At 55.8% G+C, this 18,470-nt stretch carries 15 protein-coding genes, 2 tRNA genes and 1 pseudogene; 11 read left to right on the top strand and 7 right to left on the bottom strand.

Annotation, left to right across the window (positions count from 1 at the left end; genetic code table 11):
* Nucleotides 1–3 precede the first annotated feature (3 nt).
* Entirely contained in the window at nucleotides 4–1,581 is a 1,578-nt protein-coding gene (gene ybtE, locus AC236I_RS08625) for a yersiniabactin biosynthesis salycil-AMP ligase YbtE (RefSeq protein WP_487608758.1), read from the top strand.
* Between the two features lie 129 nt (nucleotides 1,582–1,710).
* On the top strand, nucleotides 1,711–3,732 hold the full coding sequence (locus tag AC236I_RS08620; protein WP_064359029.1) for a TonB-dependent receptor: 2,022 nt from the start codon (nucleotides 1,711–1,713) through the stop codon (nucleotides 3,730–3,732).
* 238 nt (nucleotides 3,733–3,970) lie between these two features.
* Here AC236I_RS08620 and AC236I_RS08615 read toward each other — a convergent pair.
* Nucleotides 3,971–4,228 (bottom strand): annotated as a pseudogene (locus tag AC236I_RS08615) (IS3 family transposase); the annotation flags it as partial.
* Between the two features lie 660 nt (nucleotides 4,229–4,888).
* On the opposite strand from AC236I_RS08615, the gene AC236I_RS08610 reads away from it, so the two are divergent.
* The 4 genes from AC236I_RS08610 (at nucleotide 4,889) to AC236I_RS08595 (ending at nucleotide 8,779) form a co-directional block, all read left to right on the top strand.
* Nucleotides 4,889–5,821, top strand: coding sequence for a nucleoside recognition domain-containing protein (locus tag AC236I_RS08610; RefSeq protein ID WP_015583967.1), 933 nt, complete (start codon nucleotides 4,889–4,891; stop codon nucleotides 5,819–5,821).
* Between the two features lie 105 nt (nucleotides 5,822–5,926).
* The gene (locus AC236I_RS08605) at nucleotides 5,927–6,181 is read left to right on the top strand and encodes a histidine kinase (protein WP_004864420.1); all 255 of its coding nucleotides are present in this window, start codon (nucleotides 5,927–5,929) and stop codon (nucleotides 6,179–6,181) included.
* 134 nt (nucleotides 6,182–6,315) lie between these two features.
* Nucleotides 6,316–7,770: an AMP nucleosidase gene (locus AC236I_RS08600; protein WP_103072752.1), complete on the top strand. Its 1,455-nt coding sequence runs from the start codon at nucleotides 6,316–6,318 to the stop codon at nucleotides 7,768–7,770.
* 199 nt (nucleotides 7,771–7,969) lie between these two features.
* Entirely contained in the window at nucleotides 7,970–8,779 is an 810-nt protein-coding gene (locus AC236I_RS08595) for an HAD-IIB family hydrolase (protein WP_104896786.1), read from the top strand.
* 305 nt (nucleotides 8,780–9,084) lie between these two features.
* Here the strand turns inward: AC236I_RS08595 and AC236I_RS08590 are convergent.
* The 3 genes from AC236I_RS08590 to AC236I_RS08580 all read right to left on the bottom strand — a co-directional run bounded on the left by AC236I_RS08590 (nucleotide 9,085) and on the right by AC236I_RS08580 (nucleotide 10,911).
* A tRNA-Asn gene (locus AC236I_RS08590) sits at nucleotides 9,085–9,160 on the bottom strand.
* Nucleotides 9,161–9,286: 126 nt separating this feature from the next.
* Complete coding sequence (locus tag AC236I_RS08585) at nucleotides 9,287–10,723, bottom strand: EmmdR/YeeO family multidrug/toxin efflux MATE transporter (protein WP_004864427.1); 1,437 nt, start codon at nucleotides 10,721–10,723, stop codon at nucleotides 9,287–9,289.
* Nucleotides 10,724–10,731: 8 nt separating this feature from the next.
* The gene (locus AC236I_RS08580; RefSeq protein ID WP_219173556.1) at nucleotides 10,732–10,911 is read right to left on the bottom strand and encodes a DUF5951 family protein; all 180 of its coding nucleotides are present in this window, start codon (nucleotides 10,909–10,911) and stop codon (nucleotides 10,732–10,734) included.
* Between the two features lie 6 nt (nucleotides 10,912–10,917).
* Between AC236I_RS08580 and AC236I_RS08575 the strand changes: the two genes are divergently transcribed.
* A tRNA-Asn gene (locus AC236I_RS08575) sits at nucleotides 10,918–10,993 on the top strand.
* A 187-nt stretch (nucleotides 10,994–11,180) separates the two neighbouring features.
* On the opposite strand, the gene AC236I_RS08570 is transcribed toward AC236I_RS08575, so the two are convergent.
* Nucleotides 11,181–12,080, bottom strand: coding sequence for an alpha/beta hydrolase (locus AC236I_RS08570; RefSeq protein WP_118859973.1), 900 nt, complete (start codon nucleotides 12,078–12,080; stop codon nucleotides 11,181–11,183).
* 290 nt (nucleotides 12,081–12,370) lie between these two features.
* On the opposite strand from AC236I_RS08570, the gene AC236I_RS08565 reads away from it, so the two are divergent.
* From AC236I_RS08565 to AC236I_RS08550, 4 genes are all read left to right on the top strand, one after another.
* Nucleotides 12,371–13,075: an IclR family transcriptional regulator gene (locus tag AC236I_RS08565; protein ID WP_015583964.1), complete on the top strand. Its 705-nt coding sequence runs from the start codon at nucleotides 12,371–12,373 to the stop codon at nucleotides 13,073–13,075.
* A gap of 97 nt (nucleotides 13,076–13,172) precedes the next feature.
* Nucleotides 13,173–13,568 (top strand): GlcG/HbpS family heme-binding protein, encoded by a 396-nt coding sequence (locus tag AC236I_RS08560; protein ID WP_004864432.1) that lies wholly within the window; start codon nucleotides 13,173–13,175, stop codon nucleotides 13,566–13,568.
* Nucleotides 13,565–14,761 (top strand): MFS transporter, encoded by a 1,197-nt coding sequence (locus tag AC236I_RS08555; RefSeq protein WP_004864434.1) that lies wholly within the window; start codon nucleotides 13,565–13,567, stop codon nucleotides 14,759–14,761. Before AC236I_RS08560 ends, AC236I_RS08555 begins: the two co-directional genes overlap by 4 nt.
* A gap of 155 nt (nucleotides 14,762–14,916) precedes the next feature.
* A complete protein-coding gene (locus tag AC236I_RS08550) occupies nucleotides 14,917–16,440 on the top strand; it encodes an MFS transporter (RefSeq protein WP_480040307.1) in 1,524 nt (507 codons plus the stop codon).
* Nucleotides 16,441–16,498: 58 nt separating this feature from the next.
* Here AC236I_RS08550 and AC236I_RS08545 read toward each other — a convergent pair whose 3' ends face one another.
* Both AC236I_RS08545 and AC236I_RS08540 read right to left on the bottom strand, forming a co-directional pair.
* On the bottom strand, nucleotides 16,499–17,284 hold the full coding sequence (locus tag AC236I_RS08545) for an aldo/keto reductase (RefSeq protein ID WP_004864439.1): 786 nt from the start codon (nucleotides 17,282–17,284) through the stop codon (nucleotides 16,499–16,501).
* The gene (locus AC236I_RS08540; protein ID WP_004864441.1) at nucleotides 17,281–18,459 is read right to left on the bottom strand and encodes a glycerate kinase; all 1,179 of its coding nucleotides are present in this window, start codon (nucleotides 18,457–18,459) and stop codon (nucleotides 17,281–17,283) included. The genes AC236I_RS08545 and AC236I_RS08540 overlap by 4 nt, the downstream gene beginning before the upstream one ends.
* Between the last annotated feature and the right edge of the window lie 11 nt (nucleotides 18,460–18,470).

The raw sequence follows: 18,470 nt of genomic DNA, 5'->3' as shown, positions 1-18,470 counted from the left end.
TGTATGCATTCTTCTTTTGAATCTCTGATTAAACCGTATCCCTTCCCCATTGCCGAGCAGTTGCGCCACTGGGCGGTCCGCTATGCCTCGCGAATTGCCGTCGTTGATGCACAGGGTTCACTTACCTACAGCGCGCTTGATGCACGGGTCGACGAACTTGCCGCAGGTCTGTCCTCACTGGGTTTGCACCCGGGGGAGCAGGTGATTGTGCAGCTTCCTAACGGCAACGCGTTTGTGATCCTGCTGTTCGCCTTGTTAAGACTGGGCGTTATCCCGGTTCTGGCGATGCCCTCCCAACGGGCGCTGGATATCGACGCGCTGATGGCGCTGGCGCAACCCGTCGCTTACGTTATTCACGGGGAAAACCACGCAGAGCTGGCCCGCCAGATGGCGCATAAACACGCCTGCTTACGTCATGTTCTGGTTGTAGAAGAGCGCGCAGGCGACGATTTTACGCCTCTCTTCTCGCTGCGCGGTGAACGGCAGGAGTGGCCGCAGCCTGATGTTTCCGCCACCGCGCTGCTGCTGCTCTCAGGCGGCACAACCGGGACGCCAAAGCTTATCCCGCGCCGGCATGCCGACTATAGCTATAACTCCAGCGCGTCTGCCGAACTGTGCGGCATCAGTCAACAGAGCGTGTATCTCGCCGTCCTCCCCGTGGCGCATAACTTTCCGCTAGCCTGCCCCGGCATTCTGGGAACGCTGGCCTGCGGCGGAAAAGTGGTGCTGACCGACAGCCCCAGTTGCGATGAGGTGATGCCCTTAATCGCTAATGAAGGAGTCACCCACGTTGCTCTGGTTCCGGCGTTGGCGCAATTGTGGATCCAGGCCAGAGAGTGGGAAGAGAGCGATCTCTCCTCTCTGCGCGTCATTCAGGTGGGCGGCGCCCGGCTCGACCCGACGCTTGCTGAGCAGGTTATCGCCACCTTTGACTGCACCTTGCAACAGGTCTTCGGTATGGCGGAAGGGCTGCTCTGTTTTACCCGGCTGGACGATCCGCGAACCACCGTTCTCCACAGCCAGGGACGTCCGTTGTCTCCCGAGGATCAAATCCGAATCGTTGATGAAAACGAGAACGACGTCGCCCCGGGCGAGATCGGGCAGTTGTTAACACGCGGCCCTTACACCATTTCGGGCTATTACCGCGCTCCTGCTCACAATGCGCACGCCTTTAATGCGCAGGGGTTTTACCGCACTGGTGACAATGTCAGGCTGGATGAGGCGGGAAACCTGTGCGTTGAGGGGCGCCTAAAAGAGCAGATCAATCGTGCCGGAGAAAAAATCGCCGCGGCGGAAGTCGAATCGGCATTGATGCGTTTAGAAGAGGTGAAGGATTGCGCCGTGGTCGCCGCGCCGGACACGCTACTTGGCGAGCGGATTTGCGCATTTATCATCGCGCAACAAACACCATCTGACTATCAGCAGCTACGTCAACAGTTGACCAGTATGGGGCTCAGCGCGTGGAAAATCCCTGACCAAATCGAGTTCCTGAACCACTGGCCGCTCACCGCCGTCGGCAAGATAGACAAAAAGCGCCTGACGGCTCTCGCCATCGACCGCTATCACCCTTCTGCCCAATAAGCGTAACCCTACCCGAAACAGGTTGAAATAAACCCGTTTCGGGTAGCAGCGCAATTAGAAATGGTTATCATTTTCAACTCAATATTGTCGGTATTTTGGCGCTTCGCCGTTTTACAGGGACTCATAACAATGAAAATGACACGGTTTTATCCTCTGGTTCTGGGAGGTTTTTTGCTTCCTGCCATTGCCCATGCCCAAACTTCCCAGCCGGACGAAAGCACGATGGTGGTAACCGCCAGTAAACAATCTTCTCGTTCGGCCTCAGCCAACAATGTCTCTTCTACCGTTGTCAGCGCGCCGGAGTTAAGCGACGCCGGCGTGACCGCCAGCGACAAACTCCCCAGAGTCTTGCCCGGGCTCAATATTGAAAATAGCGGCAACATGCTTTTTTCAACGATCTCGCTACGTGGCATCTCTTCAGCCCAGGACTTTTATAACCCTGCCGTCACCCTGTATGTCGATGGCGTCCCTCAGCTTTCCACTAACACCATCCAGGCGCTAACCGATGTGCAAAGCGTAGAGTTGCTGCGTGGCCCGCAGGGAACGTTATACGGCAAAAGCGCTCAGGGCGGGATTATCAACATCGTCACCCAGCAGCCGGACAGCACGCTTCGCGGCTATATTGAAGGTGGCGTCAGCAGTCGCGACAGTTATCGTAGCAAATTCAACCTGAGCGGCCCCATTGAGGATGGCCTGCTGTACGGTAGCGTCACTCTGTTACGCCAGGTTGATGATGGTGAGATGATTAACCCCGCGACGGGAAGCGATGATCTAGGCGGCACCCGCGCCAGCATAGGGAATGTGAAACTGCGTCTGGCGCCGGACGATCGGCCCTGGGAGATGGGTTTTTCCGCCTCACGCGAATGTACTCGCGCCACCCAGGATGCCTATGTGGCATGGAATGATATTAAGAGCCGTAAGCTGTCGCTCGGCGAGGGTTCACCAGACCCGTACATGCGGCGCTGCACTGATAGCCAGACCCTGAGCGCGAAGTACACCACCGCTGACTGGGTTTACAATCTGATCGGCGCCTGGCAGCAGCAGGATTATTCGCGAACCTTCCCTTCTGGCTCGTTAATCGTCAATATGCCCCAGCGCTGGAATCAGGATGTGCAGGAGCTGCGCGCCGCCACCCTCGGCGATACGCGTACCGTTGATATGGTGTTCGGGTTGTATCGGCAGAACACCCGCGAGAAGATAAATTCGACCTACGACATGCCGACAATGCCTTATTTAAGCAGCACCGGCTATACCAGCGCTGAAACTCTGGCCGCCTACGGTGACCTGACCTGGCATTTAAGCGATCGTTTTGATATCGGTGGCGGCGTTCGCTTCTCACATGATAAGGCCAGCACGCAATATCACGGCAGCGTGCTCGGTAGCCCATTTGGCGACCAGGGTAAGAGCAATGACGATCGGGTGCTCGGGCAACTCTCCGCAGGCTATATGCTGGCCGACGACTGGAGAGTGTATACCCGCGTAGCCCAGGGATATAAACCTTCCGGATATAATATTGTGCCTACGGCGGGTCTTGATGCCAAACCGTTCATGGCAGAGAAATCTATTAACTATGAGCTTGGCACTCGCTACGAAACCGCCGATGTTACGCTACAAGCCGCAGCGTTTTATACCCATACCAAAGACATGCAGCTCTACTCAGGTCCGGTCGGGATGCAAACTTTAAGCAATGCGGGGAAAGCCGACGCCACCGGCGTTGAGCTTGAAGCAAAATGGCGGTTCGCACCGGGCTGGTCATGGGATATCAATGGCAACGCGATCCGTTCCGAATTCACCAATGACAGTGAGCTGTATCGCGGTAACCGGGTGCCGTTCGTGCCGCGTTATGGCGCAGGAAGCAGCGTAAACGGCCTGATCGATACCCGCTATGGGGCGCTGATGCCCCGACTGGCGGTCAATCTTGTCGGGCCGCATTATTTCGATGGCGACAACCAGCTGCGGCAAGGCGCTTACGCCACTCTGGACAGCAGCCTGGGCTGGCAGGCGACTGAACGGATGAATATTTCCGTTTATGTCGATAACCTGTTCGATCGTCGTTACCGTACCTATGGCTATATGAACGGCAGCAGCGCCGTAGCGCAGGTCAATATGGGTCGCACCGTCGGTATCAATACGCGCATTGATTTCTTCTAAGAGTGTATAAAGGGGTGCTGTCACCGCACCCCTCTCACAACTAAATTGGTATTGTGATCATCACAGACCAAAAACCTTATTTACCCATCCTCGGGAAGCCGCGGAAATTTAAACCTCTCGTAGAACAACCCGTACCTGGATGCCCAAATTACCTCTCACCATCTGCAATATTTCCCGAAGTAAAAAGTCACCTCTCCGGTTAACTTATTTAGCGTTCTGACCAGTTAAAAATTCAGTATTCTGTCCGGTGCATCCGGTTGCACCGTTCGATAAAGGTATTCGGTGCTGTCCGACCGGGTTTGATAAATACCAACATGACACCATCCCTTTCAACCTGTTGCGTCAGGGCCAGCACCGGGTCATTGTCCATCCGCAGTTTCAGCGGATAGCCACGCTCCTGTCCAGTCCTCTGCCCCCGCTGCGCCGGGGTCTTCAGATAGATTTCTATCACGAAGGCCTCGCGGTTAAAGCCACCCACTATATTGAAGACATGAAATCATTTACTCACATGAAATATGACCTACTTCAGCCGAAATAATTTGCGCCCCTTCGCCCGAGGTTGAAATCAACCTTACCTACAATTTAAAAGACAAAAGAAAAAAACTGGTGGGCATTATGGTGGTCTTGACAGAAACAGCGGTCAGTTTTTGCTCATTTATTAGCCAGCCTTTAGTAAAGGCGGTTCCAGTCACCGGGGCCATATTTAACAAGGTTGCTTAAAGAAACTTAAGCGGCCTTTTTACTTTCTCTCACTACGCCAGTTCCTACTCTTTGGTTCTGAGAACGATTCAGATCGTGAGTGCCACAGCCTTCCATCTGATTCGGAAAGACCTCGCCGCGTAATAGCCTCATTACCTCCCCGGCCTTTACATACTCACTATTTCCAGTTTATCACCGTAGCGCTTAACATCTTTGATTCGCGAACTCCCCCCGGTGTTAACACAGGGAATGAAAAAATATCTCACCAACAGCCCTCCTCATTCAAAACCGAAACACGACATATAAACCGCAAGCCGTCATATTATGAAGTCATATCGTTAGCTTATTCTTTCATTTCATTGCTGGACGGCTGATAACGGGTAGCCGTATCATTTCCGTCTGACGAGGATTATGATGATGACCATTATCATTTCGCTATTCGATGATTGAGAGTTAAATGGATCTTATCGGCATTATTATGTCGGCGGGAAAATCTTCCGTTGATGTCGCGCTTTATACGCTATTGCCCATTATGGTCGTCATGCTGATGATCATGAAATATCTGGAAGTCCGCGGAGTCCTGGACGTTATCGTCCGCTGGGTCGCGCCGCTGCTCAAACCTTTTGGCCTTGGCGGGATGAGCGCCTTCGCGTTGATTCAGATTAACTTCGTGAGTTTCGCCGCCCCGTTGGCGACGCTGGCCATTATGGATAAGCGTGGCGTCTCAGATCGCCAGATGGCCGCCACGCTCGCTATGGTCTTTGCCATGGGCCAGGGCAACGTCTTTTACCCTCTCACTCCTTTCGGACTGCACTGGATGGCCTCGATTTGCATTTCGATTATCGGCGGTCTGTGTGCGGGGGCGGTCACCTGGCACGTCATCGGGCGCCGTCTGTCAGTGATGGAGAATGCCCGGGCGGAGGCGCTACCCAACGCCGAACAAAACAGCCAGGGGGTGATTGCGGTCATTAACAATGCGGGATCAGATGCCATTCGTCTTGCGCTCGGCGCGGTGCCGATGCTGATCCTGTCATTAACCATCGTCGGGGTGATGCAAGCGGCCGGCATCATCGGCATGCTTCAGCATCTGCTGATGCCGCTGCTGCAGTGGCTGCATATTCCAGTCAACTTTGTCCTTCCTGCGCTGGTCAAATGTATCGCAGGCGGTACCGCCTATTTTGGCGTGGTCTCTGAACTGCTGCAGCAAGGCAAAGTCACCGTCAGCCAACTCAACGCCTCAGCCGGACTATTAATTCAGACCTTCGATCTGCCCGGCATTGGTATATTCCTTGGCGTGAGCTCGCGCTTTGTTCGACTGTTCCGCTTTGCCGCCCCTGGCGCGATCATTGGTATTCTTATTCGGACCATTATGCATGTGACGATATTCTGAATCTTTTCAGATTAAACGCATCCTAAACCATTAGGCTATTCTTATTGTAAGAAAAGAGGTAACGGGCAATTATCGCCAGGAATAGCGCAGATCAGGGAATGTCTTATGGAATGGCGGATAAAAAAAGTACAATCATCTAAGAACGCACAAGACTATTACGCAGTATTACAAAGCGCGCATTTATTGGTGATTGCCGAAATCACCACCCGGCAATGCGCTTTGCAGTGTGGGGATAAACTCACGCCGCTGGCAAATGCCCTGTATTGCCTCAATGACAATCCTGCTATGACATTAAAAGTGATAAAAGCCACGCACTTCAGCAGCGAACGTTGGGCGGAAATCACCCAGCCTGGGCAATAAATCAGCACCCGACCCTGCAGCAACAATATTTAATTCAATCACTTTCACCGTGGAACGGCTGAAATTCCCCTTCGCTCTTTTCCGTCTGTGACATACTATCAAGCATGTCAGCAGACCTGAAAAAAGGAGCGAAGATGAACCACAAGGCCGCCAGTCTGACCCCGGAACAAGCGCTGAATCAGCTTGAACTGCAGTATGAGCGTTCGGTCAATGCATTACGTAAAGCCATCGGCGAATATATCAACCACAGCGTTCTCCCGGATGACGACGATCGAGCTAACGGCTTGTTTGTCTATCCGCAGCTGTCCGTTTCGTGGGACGGCACAGACCATAAAGCGCTAAAAACCCGGGCCTGGGGCCGCTTCACCCATGCCGGTTGCTACACCACCACCATTACCAATCCTAAGCTGTTTCGCGCCTATCTGCTGGAGCAGCTCACGTCGTTGTATCAGGATTACGGCGCGCATATCAGCGTCGGGCTATCGCAGCATGAAATCCCTTATCCGTATGTCATCGACGGCTCCGCCTTAACGCTCGATCGTTCGATGAGCGCGGGCCTGACCCGCCATTTCCCGACCACCGAGCTGTCGCAAATTGGCGATGAAACCGCAGACGGGCTGTTCCATCCCACCGAACATCACCCGCTTTCTCATTTTGACGCCCGTCGCGTCGATTTCTCTCTCGCGCGCCTGCGGCACTATACCGGGACACCGGTCGATCATTTTCAGCCGTACGTTCTGTTTACCAACTATACCCGTTATGTTGATGAGTTCGTGAGCTGGGGGTGCAGTCAGATTCTCGATCCTGACAGCCCTTATATCGCGCTTTCCTGCGCCGGCGGGATCTGGATAACCGCCGATACGGAAGCGCCGGAACAGGCCATTTCCGATCTGGCGTGGAAAAAGCATCAGATGCCCGCCTGGCATCTGATCACCAAAGATGGCCAGGGTATTACGCTCATTAATATTGGCGTCGGCCCGGCGAACGCCAAGAACATCTGCGATCATCTGGCGGTGCTGCGCCCTGACGTCTGGCTGATGATTGGCCACTGCGGCGGTCTGCGTGAAAGCCAGACCATAGGCGACTACGTGCTGGCCCACGCCTACCTGCGTGATGACCACGTTCTGGATGCCGTGCTGCCGCCGGATATCCCGATTCCCAGCATTGCCGAAGTACAGCGCGCGCTGTACGACGCTACCAAGCAAATCAGCGGTATGCCTGGCGAAGAGGTTAAACAGCGGCTGCGTACCGGTACGGTGGTGACCACGGATGACCGCAACTGGGAGCTGCGCTATTCCGCCTCGGCGCTGCGTTTCAACCTCAGCCGTGCCGTGGCCATCGACATGGAGAGCGCCACCATCGCGGCCCAGGGCTACCGCTTCCGCGTCCCGTACGGCACATTGCTATGCGTCTCCGATAAGCCGCTGCACGGCGAAATTAAGCTACCGGGCCAGGCCAACCGCTTTTATGAAGGGGCAATCTCCGAGCATCTGCAAATAGGTATTAAAGCTATTGATCTGCTGCGCGCCGAGGGTGACCACATGCATTCGCGCAAGCTGCGTACCTTCAACGAACCGCCGTTCCGCTAACCTTTCACCCTCTTTATCCGACGCCATTACGGGTAAAGAGAAAGCGACAAAGCGGTCTCGCGACCGACCACCATCGGCCCGCCCACCGGCGGGCTTTCTCCCAGCGCCGGACTTCAGCCACGGTATAACTCATCGCCTTCCGTTATAACGCCTGCGACCCAAAGCGCGATAACATCGTTTCTTTATGTTGGGAGTGGATATGCGACCGCTTGCGCTGGCATCACAGGGACTCTTCTCTTCGGTGCAATATGTTCTGACCGATATGGATGAAACGCTCACCTTTCGCGGACGGCTTTCCGCCGCCACCTATGCGGCATTAGAGCGGCTGCAGTCTGCCGGTATCCGGGTGATACCCGTTACCGGCGCCCCGGCAGGATGGTGCGATCAGATGGTCAGAATGTGGCCTGTCGATGGCGTCATCGGCGAGAATGGCGGCTTTTTCTTTCAGCGTGCCGCCGATGGCCATGGGGTAAACCGCTATTTTTGGCATGCGGACAAGCAGGCCGACGTGCAGGAAAAACTCGCCGCGATTGCGCGGAAAATCACCGAACAATACCGGTGGGCAACCCTTGCGGCAGACCAGCCCTTCCGCCTGTCCGGCCTGGCCTTTGACCTGCCCGCTCATACCGCGCGCACTGACACGCTGCGTGAGTCGTTGCACGAGGCCGGGTTAAAGACCACGGTGAATAATCTATGGGTGCTGGCCTGGTCCGGGGAATACGATAAGTTAATCATGAGCCGTCACGTCCTCAGGACCTTTTACCACCTGGATGAACGGGCCGGACTGGAGAGCGTCTTTTATAGCGGAGACTCTGAAAATGACGCCCCGATGTTTGCCGGATTCAGACATACCCTCGGTATGAGTACCCTACGCCATCACCTGGCGACCATCCCGGCGCTGCCTGCGTGGATAAGCGTGGGCCCCGGAGGAGACGGTTTTATCGAAGGGGTGGATAAAATACTGGAGCACAAAACAGCGCCGGCATCGCGGCTTAAGGCCGGGCTTTAATCCGCCGGTAGCCGTCAGCAGGCATAGAGAGAGTTGACCTTCCCGCCAGGCGGAAATCGTTTTATCCCGGCGGTCGCTTTGGGGGCGGGTATCGGCACTCTCTTTCCACCGCCCGGCATCCGGAGCACATCTTGCGGGAACGGCGAAGTCAGTAGATGAAAGCGAATGCCTGACGGCGATAGCAGCGCCCCCCTCAGGGCCCAGCAGTCGCGTGGGTAGGACGACGCGGGATTGTGGTCGGCTATCGGGGATAGCGTTGAAAGCAAAAAGCCCGCTTAAGTTTCCTTAAGCGGGCTTCTTAAATATGGCTCCTCTGACTGGACTCGAACCAGTGACATACGGATTAACAGTCCGCCGTTCTACCGACTGAACTACAGAGGAATCGTGTGAACGGGGCGAATATTAACGGCGCCGCCGGGCCTTGTCAAAGGCTGTTTTCACAATTTAAATCGTTTGCCGATTTATTCTCCACTTTGGGCAAAAAGTACCGTTACGCCCGAAAAATGGTTATGTTTCGTCCACTTGAATCTTGCTACGCGGATATTTCCATAGCCAGCGCCCGCTGACCATTCGACTATAGAACAGCACGCCGCGCACCGCCCAGTCGAGCACCATTCCCAGCCAGACGCCAATCACCCCCATTCCCAGCACAATGCCCAGGGTATAACCCGCCACGACACGGCAGCCCCACATTCCCAGCATCGATACCCACATGGTGTAGCGCACATCGCGCGCGCCTTTAAAGGCGCAGGGCAGGATCCACGAAGTCGCCCAGATAGGCATAAAGAAGGCGTTGAGCCACAGAAGCTCTTTAACCACTACTTTGACATCTTCTTCGCTGGTGTAGAAAGAGGCAATAAGATTGGCAAACGGCGCCGTCCCCCAGGCAATCACCGTCAGAACGATGGTGGATAACCAAAAAACATGCCACGCCTGGCGCTCTGCCTGTCCGATTTGCCCTTTCCCCAGCCGTTTACCGGTAATAATCGTCGAAGCGGAACCCAGCGCGTTCCCCGGCAGGTTAATCAACGCAGCGAAGGAAAAAGCAATAAAGTTGCCGGCGATAACGTTGGTCCCCATCCCCGCAACAAACATCTGCGTCAGCAGCTTGCCACCATTGAACAGGACCGACTCAATACTCGCCGGGATGCCAATGCCCATCACTTCCCAGATAATCGCCAGATTGAACGGCTGGAAGTAGCTCTTCAGCGAGATGCGCAGCGCCGGGTTAAAACCAATTGCCAGCACCCAAACTATCGCCACGGCGCCAATATAGCGGGCGATGGTCAGCCCGAGACCGGCGCCGACAAACCCCAGACCCGGCCAGGAAAAAATGCCGTAGATCAGGATGCTGCTGATAATGATGTTGAGGATGTTCATCCCGCCATTGATCAGCAGGGGAATTTTGGTATTCCCCGCCCCGCGCAGCGCTCCGCTGCCAATAAGCGCAATGGCCGCCGCCGGGTAGCTCAAGACCGTCAGCTCCAGATAGGTCAGCGCCATGGCCTTCACCTGCGCCGAGGCATCGCCGGCGACAAAATTAATGATCTCGCGGCCAAATGCATGGATCGCGACCGCCAGCAGAACCGAGAACAGCGTCATAATCGCCAGCGATTGTCTTGCCGCCGCCCTCGCCCGCCGCCGGTCGCGTTTGCCGAGGCTAAAGGCGACCACCACCGTGGTGCCGAGATCGATGGCGGCGAAGAACGACATAATCACCATATTAAAACTGTCGGCCAGCCCCACTCCGGCCATGGCCTCTTTTCCTAGCCAGCTGACGAGGAACGTACTCAGGACGCCCATCAGCAAAACGCAGGTGTTTTCGAGGAAAATCGGCACCGCAAGAGGGCTGATTTCACGCCAGTAAAGTACACGATAACTTTTACGCTTTTTGAACCAGGCGGTGCGTCCCAGGACCTGGCTTACTGCGGAGGTGACGTTCAAAGGAGACCTTAGTGAGAAAAGTTGAAACTACATTTCAAATAATGATAGAGAATGAGGGATCCTGCAAAACATTTTTCCTTATTAATTGTCGGTAATAGCAACAAATTGTTGATGGAAGCGGCAGTTGAACATTTGCGGGCAAATTGATGTTTGACAAAATTTTTTTCGCCGCTAAGATACGACTCCACAACGATTCCTCTGTAGTTCAGTCGGTAGAACGGCGGACTGTTAATCCGTATGTCACTGGTTCGAGTCCAGTCAGAGGAGCCATACATAGAAAAGCCTGCTTTCGAGCAGGCTTTTTGCTTTTCTGCGCTCAGCGAAACAGCCCCTGCCATCGGGAGGAAGATGCCCCCCGATGCGACAGACCGCGCCGGCGGCTCGCTTAAATTATCACCTCGCGCCCCCTCAGTGACAGCGCGTCAGGAGAGATGCCTCGCCGAGCACACCGTTCGGGCTAGCGGTGTTCGCACCGTTGCTCACCGCTCTCGCCAGCCGTAGCGATATGCAGCAAAGCACTCCGGAAGGAGGCATTAAACATCGGCCCGTGCGTCAGCCCCGGATAATGCCAGTAGGTGGCTGCCAGCCCCTCCTCCTTCAGGAGGGAAACCGTGTTACGCACTCTGCTCAGCACACCGGCCGCACCGGCGGCGGCGCTGCTTCCCGACGGGTCGTCGCCCTCCAGTAAATAGAGCTGCTTGTGGCAGGCCTCTTGCTTAGTAAGCGATTCCATTCTCGTCAGCAGGGCGAAATTATCTCTGCCCAGAGAGGGGCTGGCCGCATAATAAAAGTGGAAGAAAGAGGAGCTTAACCAGCTGTCCAGTACGAACAGCCCGCCGAAGGAGTGTCCCCAGAGGCCTCGTTTATTGGGGTCGATGTTAATATTTTTTTCTACCGTCGGGGCGATGCGCCCTTCCAGCAGCCGGCGGAACGTCGCGCTGCCCCCGCCCTCGCGCGTATAATGGCCGACGGCAACGGCCCCGGCCCCCTGCTGCACGGCAGGCGTATAGTCGTAGGCTCTGGCGCGGGTGTCGAAAGGCAGCGGCGTCTGGTAGCCAATCGCCACAATCACCGGCGGCGTTTTTTGGGTCAGCTGTTTCAGTAGCTCATCAGACAAGCGGTCCATCAGCGCATTACCGTCCAGCATATACAGGACCGGGTAGCCCGATGGCGGCGGCGATGTGTCAGGTACGCCGGTCCAGACCCGGTAGTGCCTTTTGCCATCCGCAGAGTCAAACTGATGAACGCTGAAGTGATATACCGCAGACCCGCGATCGGCAATATTCGGCCCCAGCGGTTTCATATCCGGTTTCGCCGCGCTTTTTCCGGCGTACAGCAGCGCCATACAGGAGAGCATGCAAGATACCGCGATGCGCTGGACCCTGTTTCGGGACGGATGATCCTTCCCCTGTTGATACTCTCTCTTCACCTGTTTTTCCCGTATCACTCTGGCGGATAAGCCTTATTCACGTAGCGCCATGATGATAATGGTTAGCAATATCATTTTCAATTACGCAAAAAAGTGACGGCACAGGAGCGCGCGGCAATCGACACGCCGTATTGTATCACCGGTCTTTTTTATTCATTATTCGCCCCATTATCTGCCCCGCCATTGAGCGTCGGGATCGACAACAGAGAGAAACATCGATGATCGATGAAAGTCGTAAAATTCAGTCCGTAGAACGGGCGATGAATCTCCTTGAGATCATCGCTGAGCAGGGTGGCGATGCCCGATTAGTCGATCTGGCCCGCCGGTCGGCACTGCATAAAAGTACGATATACGGGTTGCTGAATACTTTAGCGTCAATGGGGTATATCACCCGTAACGGCACCCGCTACTCGCTGGGTCTGCGCTTAAGAACCATTGCCCAGACGCTGATTGATGCCGACCAGGAGGTGAAATCCTTTTTCGCCCCGTTGCTGCAATATGCGGCGGAAATCAGCGGCGAGGTGTGTTATCTGGCGGTGCCGTGCGGAACGCGCGAATACCTCTACCTGGATGCCATCGATGCTAACGGCCCGCTGCCGGTATTCAGCGCGCGTGGCCGCAGAGAAGGCATGACCACCTCAGCCATCGGCAAAGTGCTCCTCGCCGATAAAGCGGAAATTATTCGCAGCCTGCGCCGGGCGGACGGGATGTCCGCGGAGCTGGAAAAAGAGCTGCAGGCGATTATCCGTCAGGGCTATGCCGTTGATCTCGAAGAAGCTGAATGCGGATTGCACTGCCTGGCGCTCCCGCTACGTCAACACGGGAAAATTGTTGCCGCGCTGGGTATTTCCGGCCCCTCTCAGCGCCTGAGCGCAGAGCGAATCAACCACCTCGTCACACAATTGATGCGGTGGAAAGTTTGACATTATCAAACAATAAGCGGATATCTCCCTCCCCTGTTTCTTCATCCCGGCCGTTCTGGAATCATCAAAACACCTGTTAACACGAGGAGTTTTGAAAATGAAATTAGAGCAGCTTTCCCGGGATGTTATTTTACGTGCCTCAACCCTGGCCCGTGAGCGAGGTTTTTCGGTTTCAATTTGCGTCGTCGACGATTCAGGCCTGCTGCGTCAGTTCCTGCGTATGGACGGTGCGGTTGCCGGAACCATTGACGTATCGATCAAGAAAGCGCGCACCGCCGCCTTATTTGGCGTCGACAGCATTGACCTTGGCGAACACGCCCAGCCCGGCGGGGCCATCTATAGCCTGGAATACACCAACGGCGGATTAATCAGCTTTGGCGGCGGCGTGGTACTACATGATACGAATGGCGACATACTGGGCGCCGTCGGTGTCGCGGGCGCCACGGTTGAACAGGATCAGTCTATCGCCCAGGCCGCCGCAGGTGAACGATGAGTCAGAAAACGCCAATACATCCGGGGATTTGGGCCCTGGCGGTGACCTCTTTTGCCATTGGCGTAGCTGAGTTCATTGTTGTCGGGGTTCTTCCGGCCATCGCGCAAGATCTCCACGTCTCGTTGGCCGCGGCGGGTAAACTGGTCGGACTCTATGCGCTCGCACTGGCGATTGGCACGCCGCTGGCGGTACTGGGTCTGGCGCGGTTAGCGCGTAAAACGGTGTTGTTGAGCCTGATAACGCTATTCCTGGCCGGCAATATCCTCTCCTCGCTGGCGGACAGCTACCCGCTGCTGCTGGCAGGCCGGGCCATCACCGCGGTGGCGCACGGCAGTTTCTTTGCCATCGGCGCGACCGTGGCCAGCCGCCTCGCGCCACCTGGGCAAGGCGGACGAGCGATTGCCCTGATGTTTTCCGGCCTGACGTTAGCCATGGTGATCGGCGTCCCGCTGGGCAGCCTGATCGGTAATAGCGTCGGGTGGCGGCTACCGTTTTACGCCGTCGCCGGGCTGGCGGTGATAGCGTGGGTCGCCACGGCAATCTGGGTGCCCCGGCTGGCCGTACCTGAGGCCGGTAAAACCGTCACGCAACTCGCGGCGTTACTGCGGCCGGAAATTCTGGCCATGATGGCGATAACCGTCACCGGCTTTGGCGCCAGCTTTGCCGCGTTCACGTTTATTACGCCGATCCTGACCGACATCAGCGGCTTTTCATCGCAGACCGCGAGTTTGCTGCTGATTATTTTTGGCATCGCCACGCTAATCGGGAATCAACTCGGCGGCAAACTGACGGTGACCCGGGGCTGGACATCCGCATTACGCCGGATGCTGTTGCTGCTGGCAGTCACCCTCATTTTACTGGCCGTGGCATTACCCTGGCGCCTGCCTGTGATGGTCCTGTTATTCCTGTGGGGACTGCTGGCGTTCGGGATGTCACCGGCTTTTCAGGCCGGCATGCTGAGCACCGCTGAACGCTGGACGCCAAAAGCCGTCGATTTTGCTTCAGCCTTAAATATTGCGGCGTTTAATTTGGGGATAACCCTCGGTGAAACGCTGGGCAGTGCTGTCGTGGCGAAGGGGCTGATGGCGATGACCCCCTTAGCCGGTGTACTCCTGGTGACGATAGCTCAGCTCCCGCTGTTTTGGTTAAGCAGCCGATTTACCCGGGATGCACGCCGCGCCCATCGGGCGTAGACCGCTGCTTTTTTCACGTTCCCCTGCTGCCGGTAACGGCGTGACTGGTGGTTAATGAAATGTGATCCACGATCAAAAGTAACTAACAAGTTGGTTACTTTTAGATATCAGTGAACTATGGTACTGCGAACTCGTTACTCAGATAACAGGCGTATATCATGGCAAGAAAAATCACGTTAAAACACTATCTCAGCTACGGCTCAGGGGATTTTTTTGGTATGGGAACGACGGCACTCACCGGTGCCTGGCTGCTGTTCTTTTATACCAATTTCTGTCACCTGAGCGCGGTTGAAGCGGCATCCATTTTCGCCATTGCGCGAGTCTTCGATGCCATCGCCAGTCCGTTAATGGGCTATATTACCGATAACTTCGGCCATACTTTTCTGGGGAAAAAGTTTGGTCGCCGCAAATTCTTTATTCTGTCGGGTATCCCCGCCGTCTTTTCCTACTGTTTTATCTGGGTCAGCGATATGGGTTACCTCTATTATCTGTTGACCTACCTTGTCTTCGAACTGGTCTACAGCATGGTTCTGGTGCCGTATGAAACCCTGGTTCCGGAAATGACCGATGACTTCAAAAAGAAAACCCGCTTCTCAGGGGCCAGAATCTCTTTCGCCCAGCTGTCGTACATCATCACGGCCTACCTGCCGGCCCTGTTTTTTAGCTGGTATGGAAAAGATAACCCCCACGCCTTCTTTTATGCCGGGCTGGTGATTGCCATCATCTGCGCCATCGCCCTGACGTTGGTGTATTGCAATACGTGGGAACGAGAGCGCAGCGTTGACCAGCAGGCGCCGCCTGCGGCGTCCGGATCTTTACTCAAGCGTTTTTTCAGCGACGCACTCTCCACCCTGAAAGTGAAGGCCTTCCGCACCCATCTTGGGATGTATCTCGGCGGGTTTATCGCCCAGGATGTATTTAATGCCGTTTTCACCTACTACGTCATCTACGTCCTGTTCCAGACCGCCACCGTCTCCTCCGAATTGCTCGGCATCATGTCCATCATGCAGCTGATCGCCGTACTCTGCATGATCCCACTGTGTATTCATTGGGGCCCCGCCCCGGCCTATCGTCTGGCGGTGGCCTTTTTTGCGCTTGCCTGCCTGACCTACGGTTTTTTATGGCTCGGGGATTTTACCCATCTTGCCGTATTGATGCTGGTCTCGGCGGTAGCGGGCTTCGGTCGCGGCGGTATTAACTATATCCCGTGGAATACCTACACCTATATGGCCGACGTCGACGAAGCGATCACCGGTTTGCGGCGCGAAGGTATTTTCGCCGGCGTCATGACCATGACGCGTAAGGCATCGCAGGCGGTCGCGGTGATGCTCGTCGGCGTTCTGCTGCAGCTGGCGCATTTTAATCCCGGCCAGCCACAGCAACCGGCGTCGGTGCATTACATTATCCTGGCCGTACTCAGTCTCGGCACCACTCTGCTTCTGATTGGCGGTTACCTGGCGTCACGTCGCTTTACGCTGAATATCAAAACGCATGCGGTACTGCGCGAGGAGTGCGACAGAATGCGCCTCGCCGGCGGGCCACTCGCCCCCGCAAGTCCGCAAAACCAGCGTATTCTCGAGGAGATTACCGGTCTGCGTTATCAGGAACTGTGGGGGAACAACTCGGTTTCACGTCTTAGCCGCCAGCCAGACGCTGACACGGTCACAGCGTCAAAATAAACAATAACGGGGAAGGCGATACTCGCCTTCCCCGTCAGACACCGCCGCATAACGCGGCTTACACCATCACAACGCGATAATTGGCACTTTTTAATTCGGCTATCTGCTGCATGTGGATATGGGACAGCGTAAAATCGAGGATCGCGAAGTTCTCAGCCATTCTCTGCGGATCGGAGGACATGGTATTTGACTGCACGCCCGACTGTAAAATCCAGCGCAAAATAATTTGCGCTGGCGTGCGGGCATAATATTCCGCCAGACTCTGAATAAGCCGGTATTTAAGCACTTCCCCCCGGGCTATTGAACAGTATGAGGAGAGCGGGATTTGCGTAGCGACCGCGGCCTGCAATAAGTCGCTTTGATCCAGCAGCGGATGGAACTCCACCTGATTGACAACCAGCGGCGCGGCAATGGCTTCACGTGCCCTTACCATCTGCTGCGGAGAGAAATTACTTAAGCCGATATATTTCGTCAGCCCTTGCCGCTGCGCCTGTTCCAGCAAACGCAACGTGGCGCTGAAATCCTGCTTTGGCGGACTATGCAGCAACAACACATCCACCTGTTCAACATTCAATGCCGCCAGGCTTTGCGCCACCGAAGCCATAAACCGCTCAGCGGAGTAATTCGCCGGCAGCACTTTGGTGGTAATACAAAGTTCGCTGCGAGCGACGGGATGATGACGCAGGACTTGCCCAATCTCCTGTTCATTTTCGTACATCTGCGCGGTATCAATCGCCCGATAGCCCACGTTCAGAGCCTGTTCCAGGGCCGTCATTAATCTCTCTGCGCGCAGTTTATAGGTGCCAAAACCGCGGATAAACTCGGGCTGATAAAGAATATTCATGCTTTTTCCCTCAACGGAGGGCGCTGGCGACAAACCGCCTGGCTCGCAGCCAGATGCCACAACGAGGCAATATTGAACGCCGTCGATTCCAGCAGAGCGGCGGCTTCGCGCAGCGCGCGTTCATAGGAGATAATGCCAGGAACCAGCGAAAATGCCGAACGGAGCCCGAGCGCGTACAGCGCTTCATAACCACTGCCGAGCGACCCGGCCAGCGCAATACTGGGGCAACCGTGGGCATGCGCACGGCTGATCACGCCGGCAGGCCCTTTGCCGCGACTGGTCTGGGCGTCAAGGCGCCCTTCACCGGTAATCACCAGATCGGCCCCGCGCACCTGCTCATCAAAGTTAAGCGTGTTGAGCACAAGATCGATGCCGCTGGAGATATCGGCTCCCAGTATCCCCTGCAGCGTAGCGCCCATTCCGCCGGCCGCACCGCCGCCCTTGAGGCTGGCGATATCCGTTCCGGAGCGGCCCCTGAGAACGCTGGCGACCCGGGCGAGGTTGTTTTCAATTCTCAGCGCCGTGTGCGCGGTCACCCCTTTTTGCGGACCAAAAACGGCCGTAGCGCCCTGCTCGCCGAGCAACGTATTGTTCACATCGCAGGCCAGCTGGAACGTTACCCCGGCTAATCGCGGATCGAGACCGGAGCAATCAATCTCAGCCAGTTGATCAAGTCCCCCGGCGCCCCACGAGACCTCGTCTCCGCCGGCGGTGGTACAGCGACAGCCCAACGCCTGCAGCATGCCAATCCCACCTTCATTGGTGGCGCTGCCGCCCAGACCAATAATGATTTTGTCGACCTCGCGATCCAGCGCCGCGCGAATGAGCTCCCCGACCCCATAACTGGTCGCTATCAGCGGGTCCCTCTCCTGCGGCGCCACCCACTGCAAACCGCAGGCGGCGGCCACTTCAATGACCGCCGTTTTCCCATCCCCCAGCAGGCCAAAAAAACCGTTCACCGGCCTTCCCATCGGCCCGGTAACCGGGACGAAAATCAGCTGTCCGGCGGTGGCATTAATCAGCGCGTCAACCGTGCCTTCGCCGCCATCGGCGATCGGCAGTTTCACGTATTCCGCATCTGGCAGCGCTCTGCGCAGACCGCGTTCGATAGCATCAGCCACCGCGCTGGCGGAGAGGCTCTCCTTGAAGGAGTCCGGGGCAATAATTATTTTCATCGCATTTACCT

The sequence above is a fragment of the Klebsiella sp. Sb-30 genome, assembly GCF_057652795.1.
The sequence above is the reverse complement of the archived record's forward strand: the minus strand, read 5'-3'. Positions and strand labels throughout refer to the sequence as shown.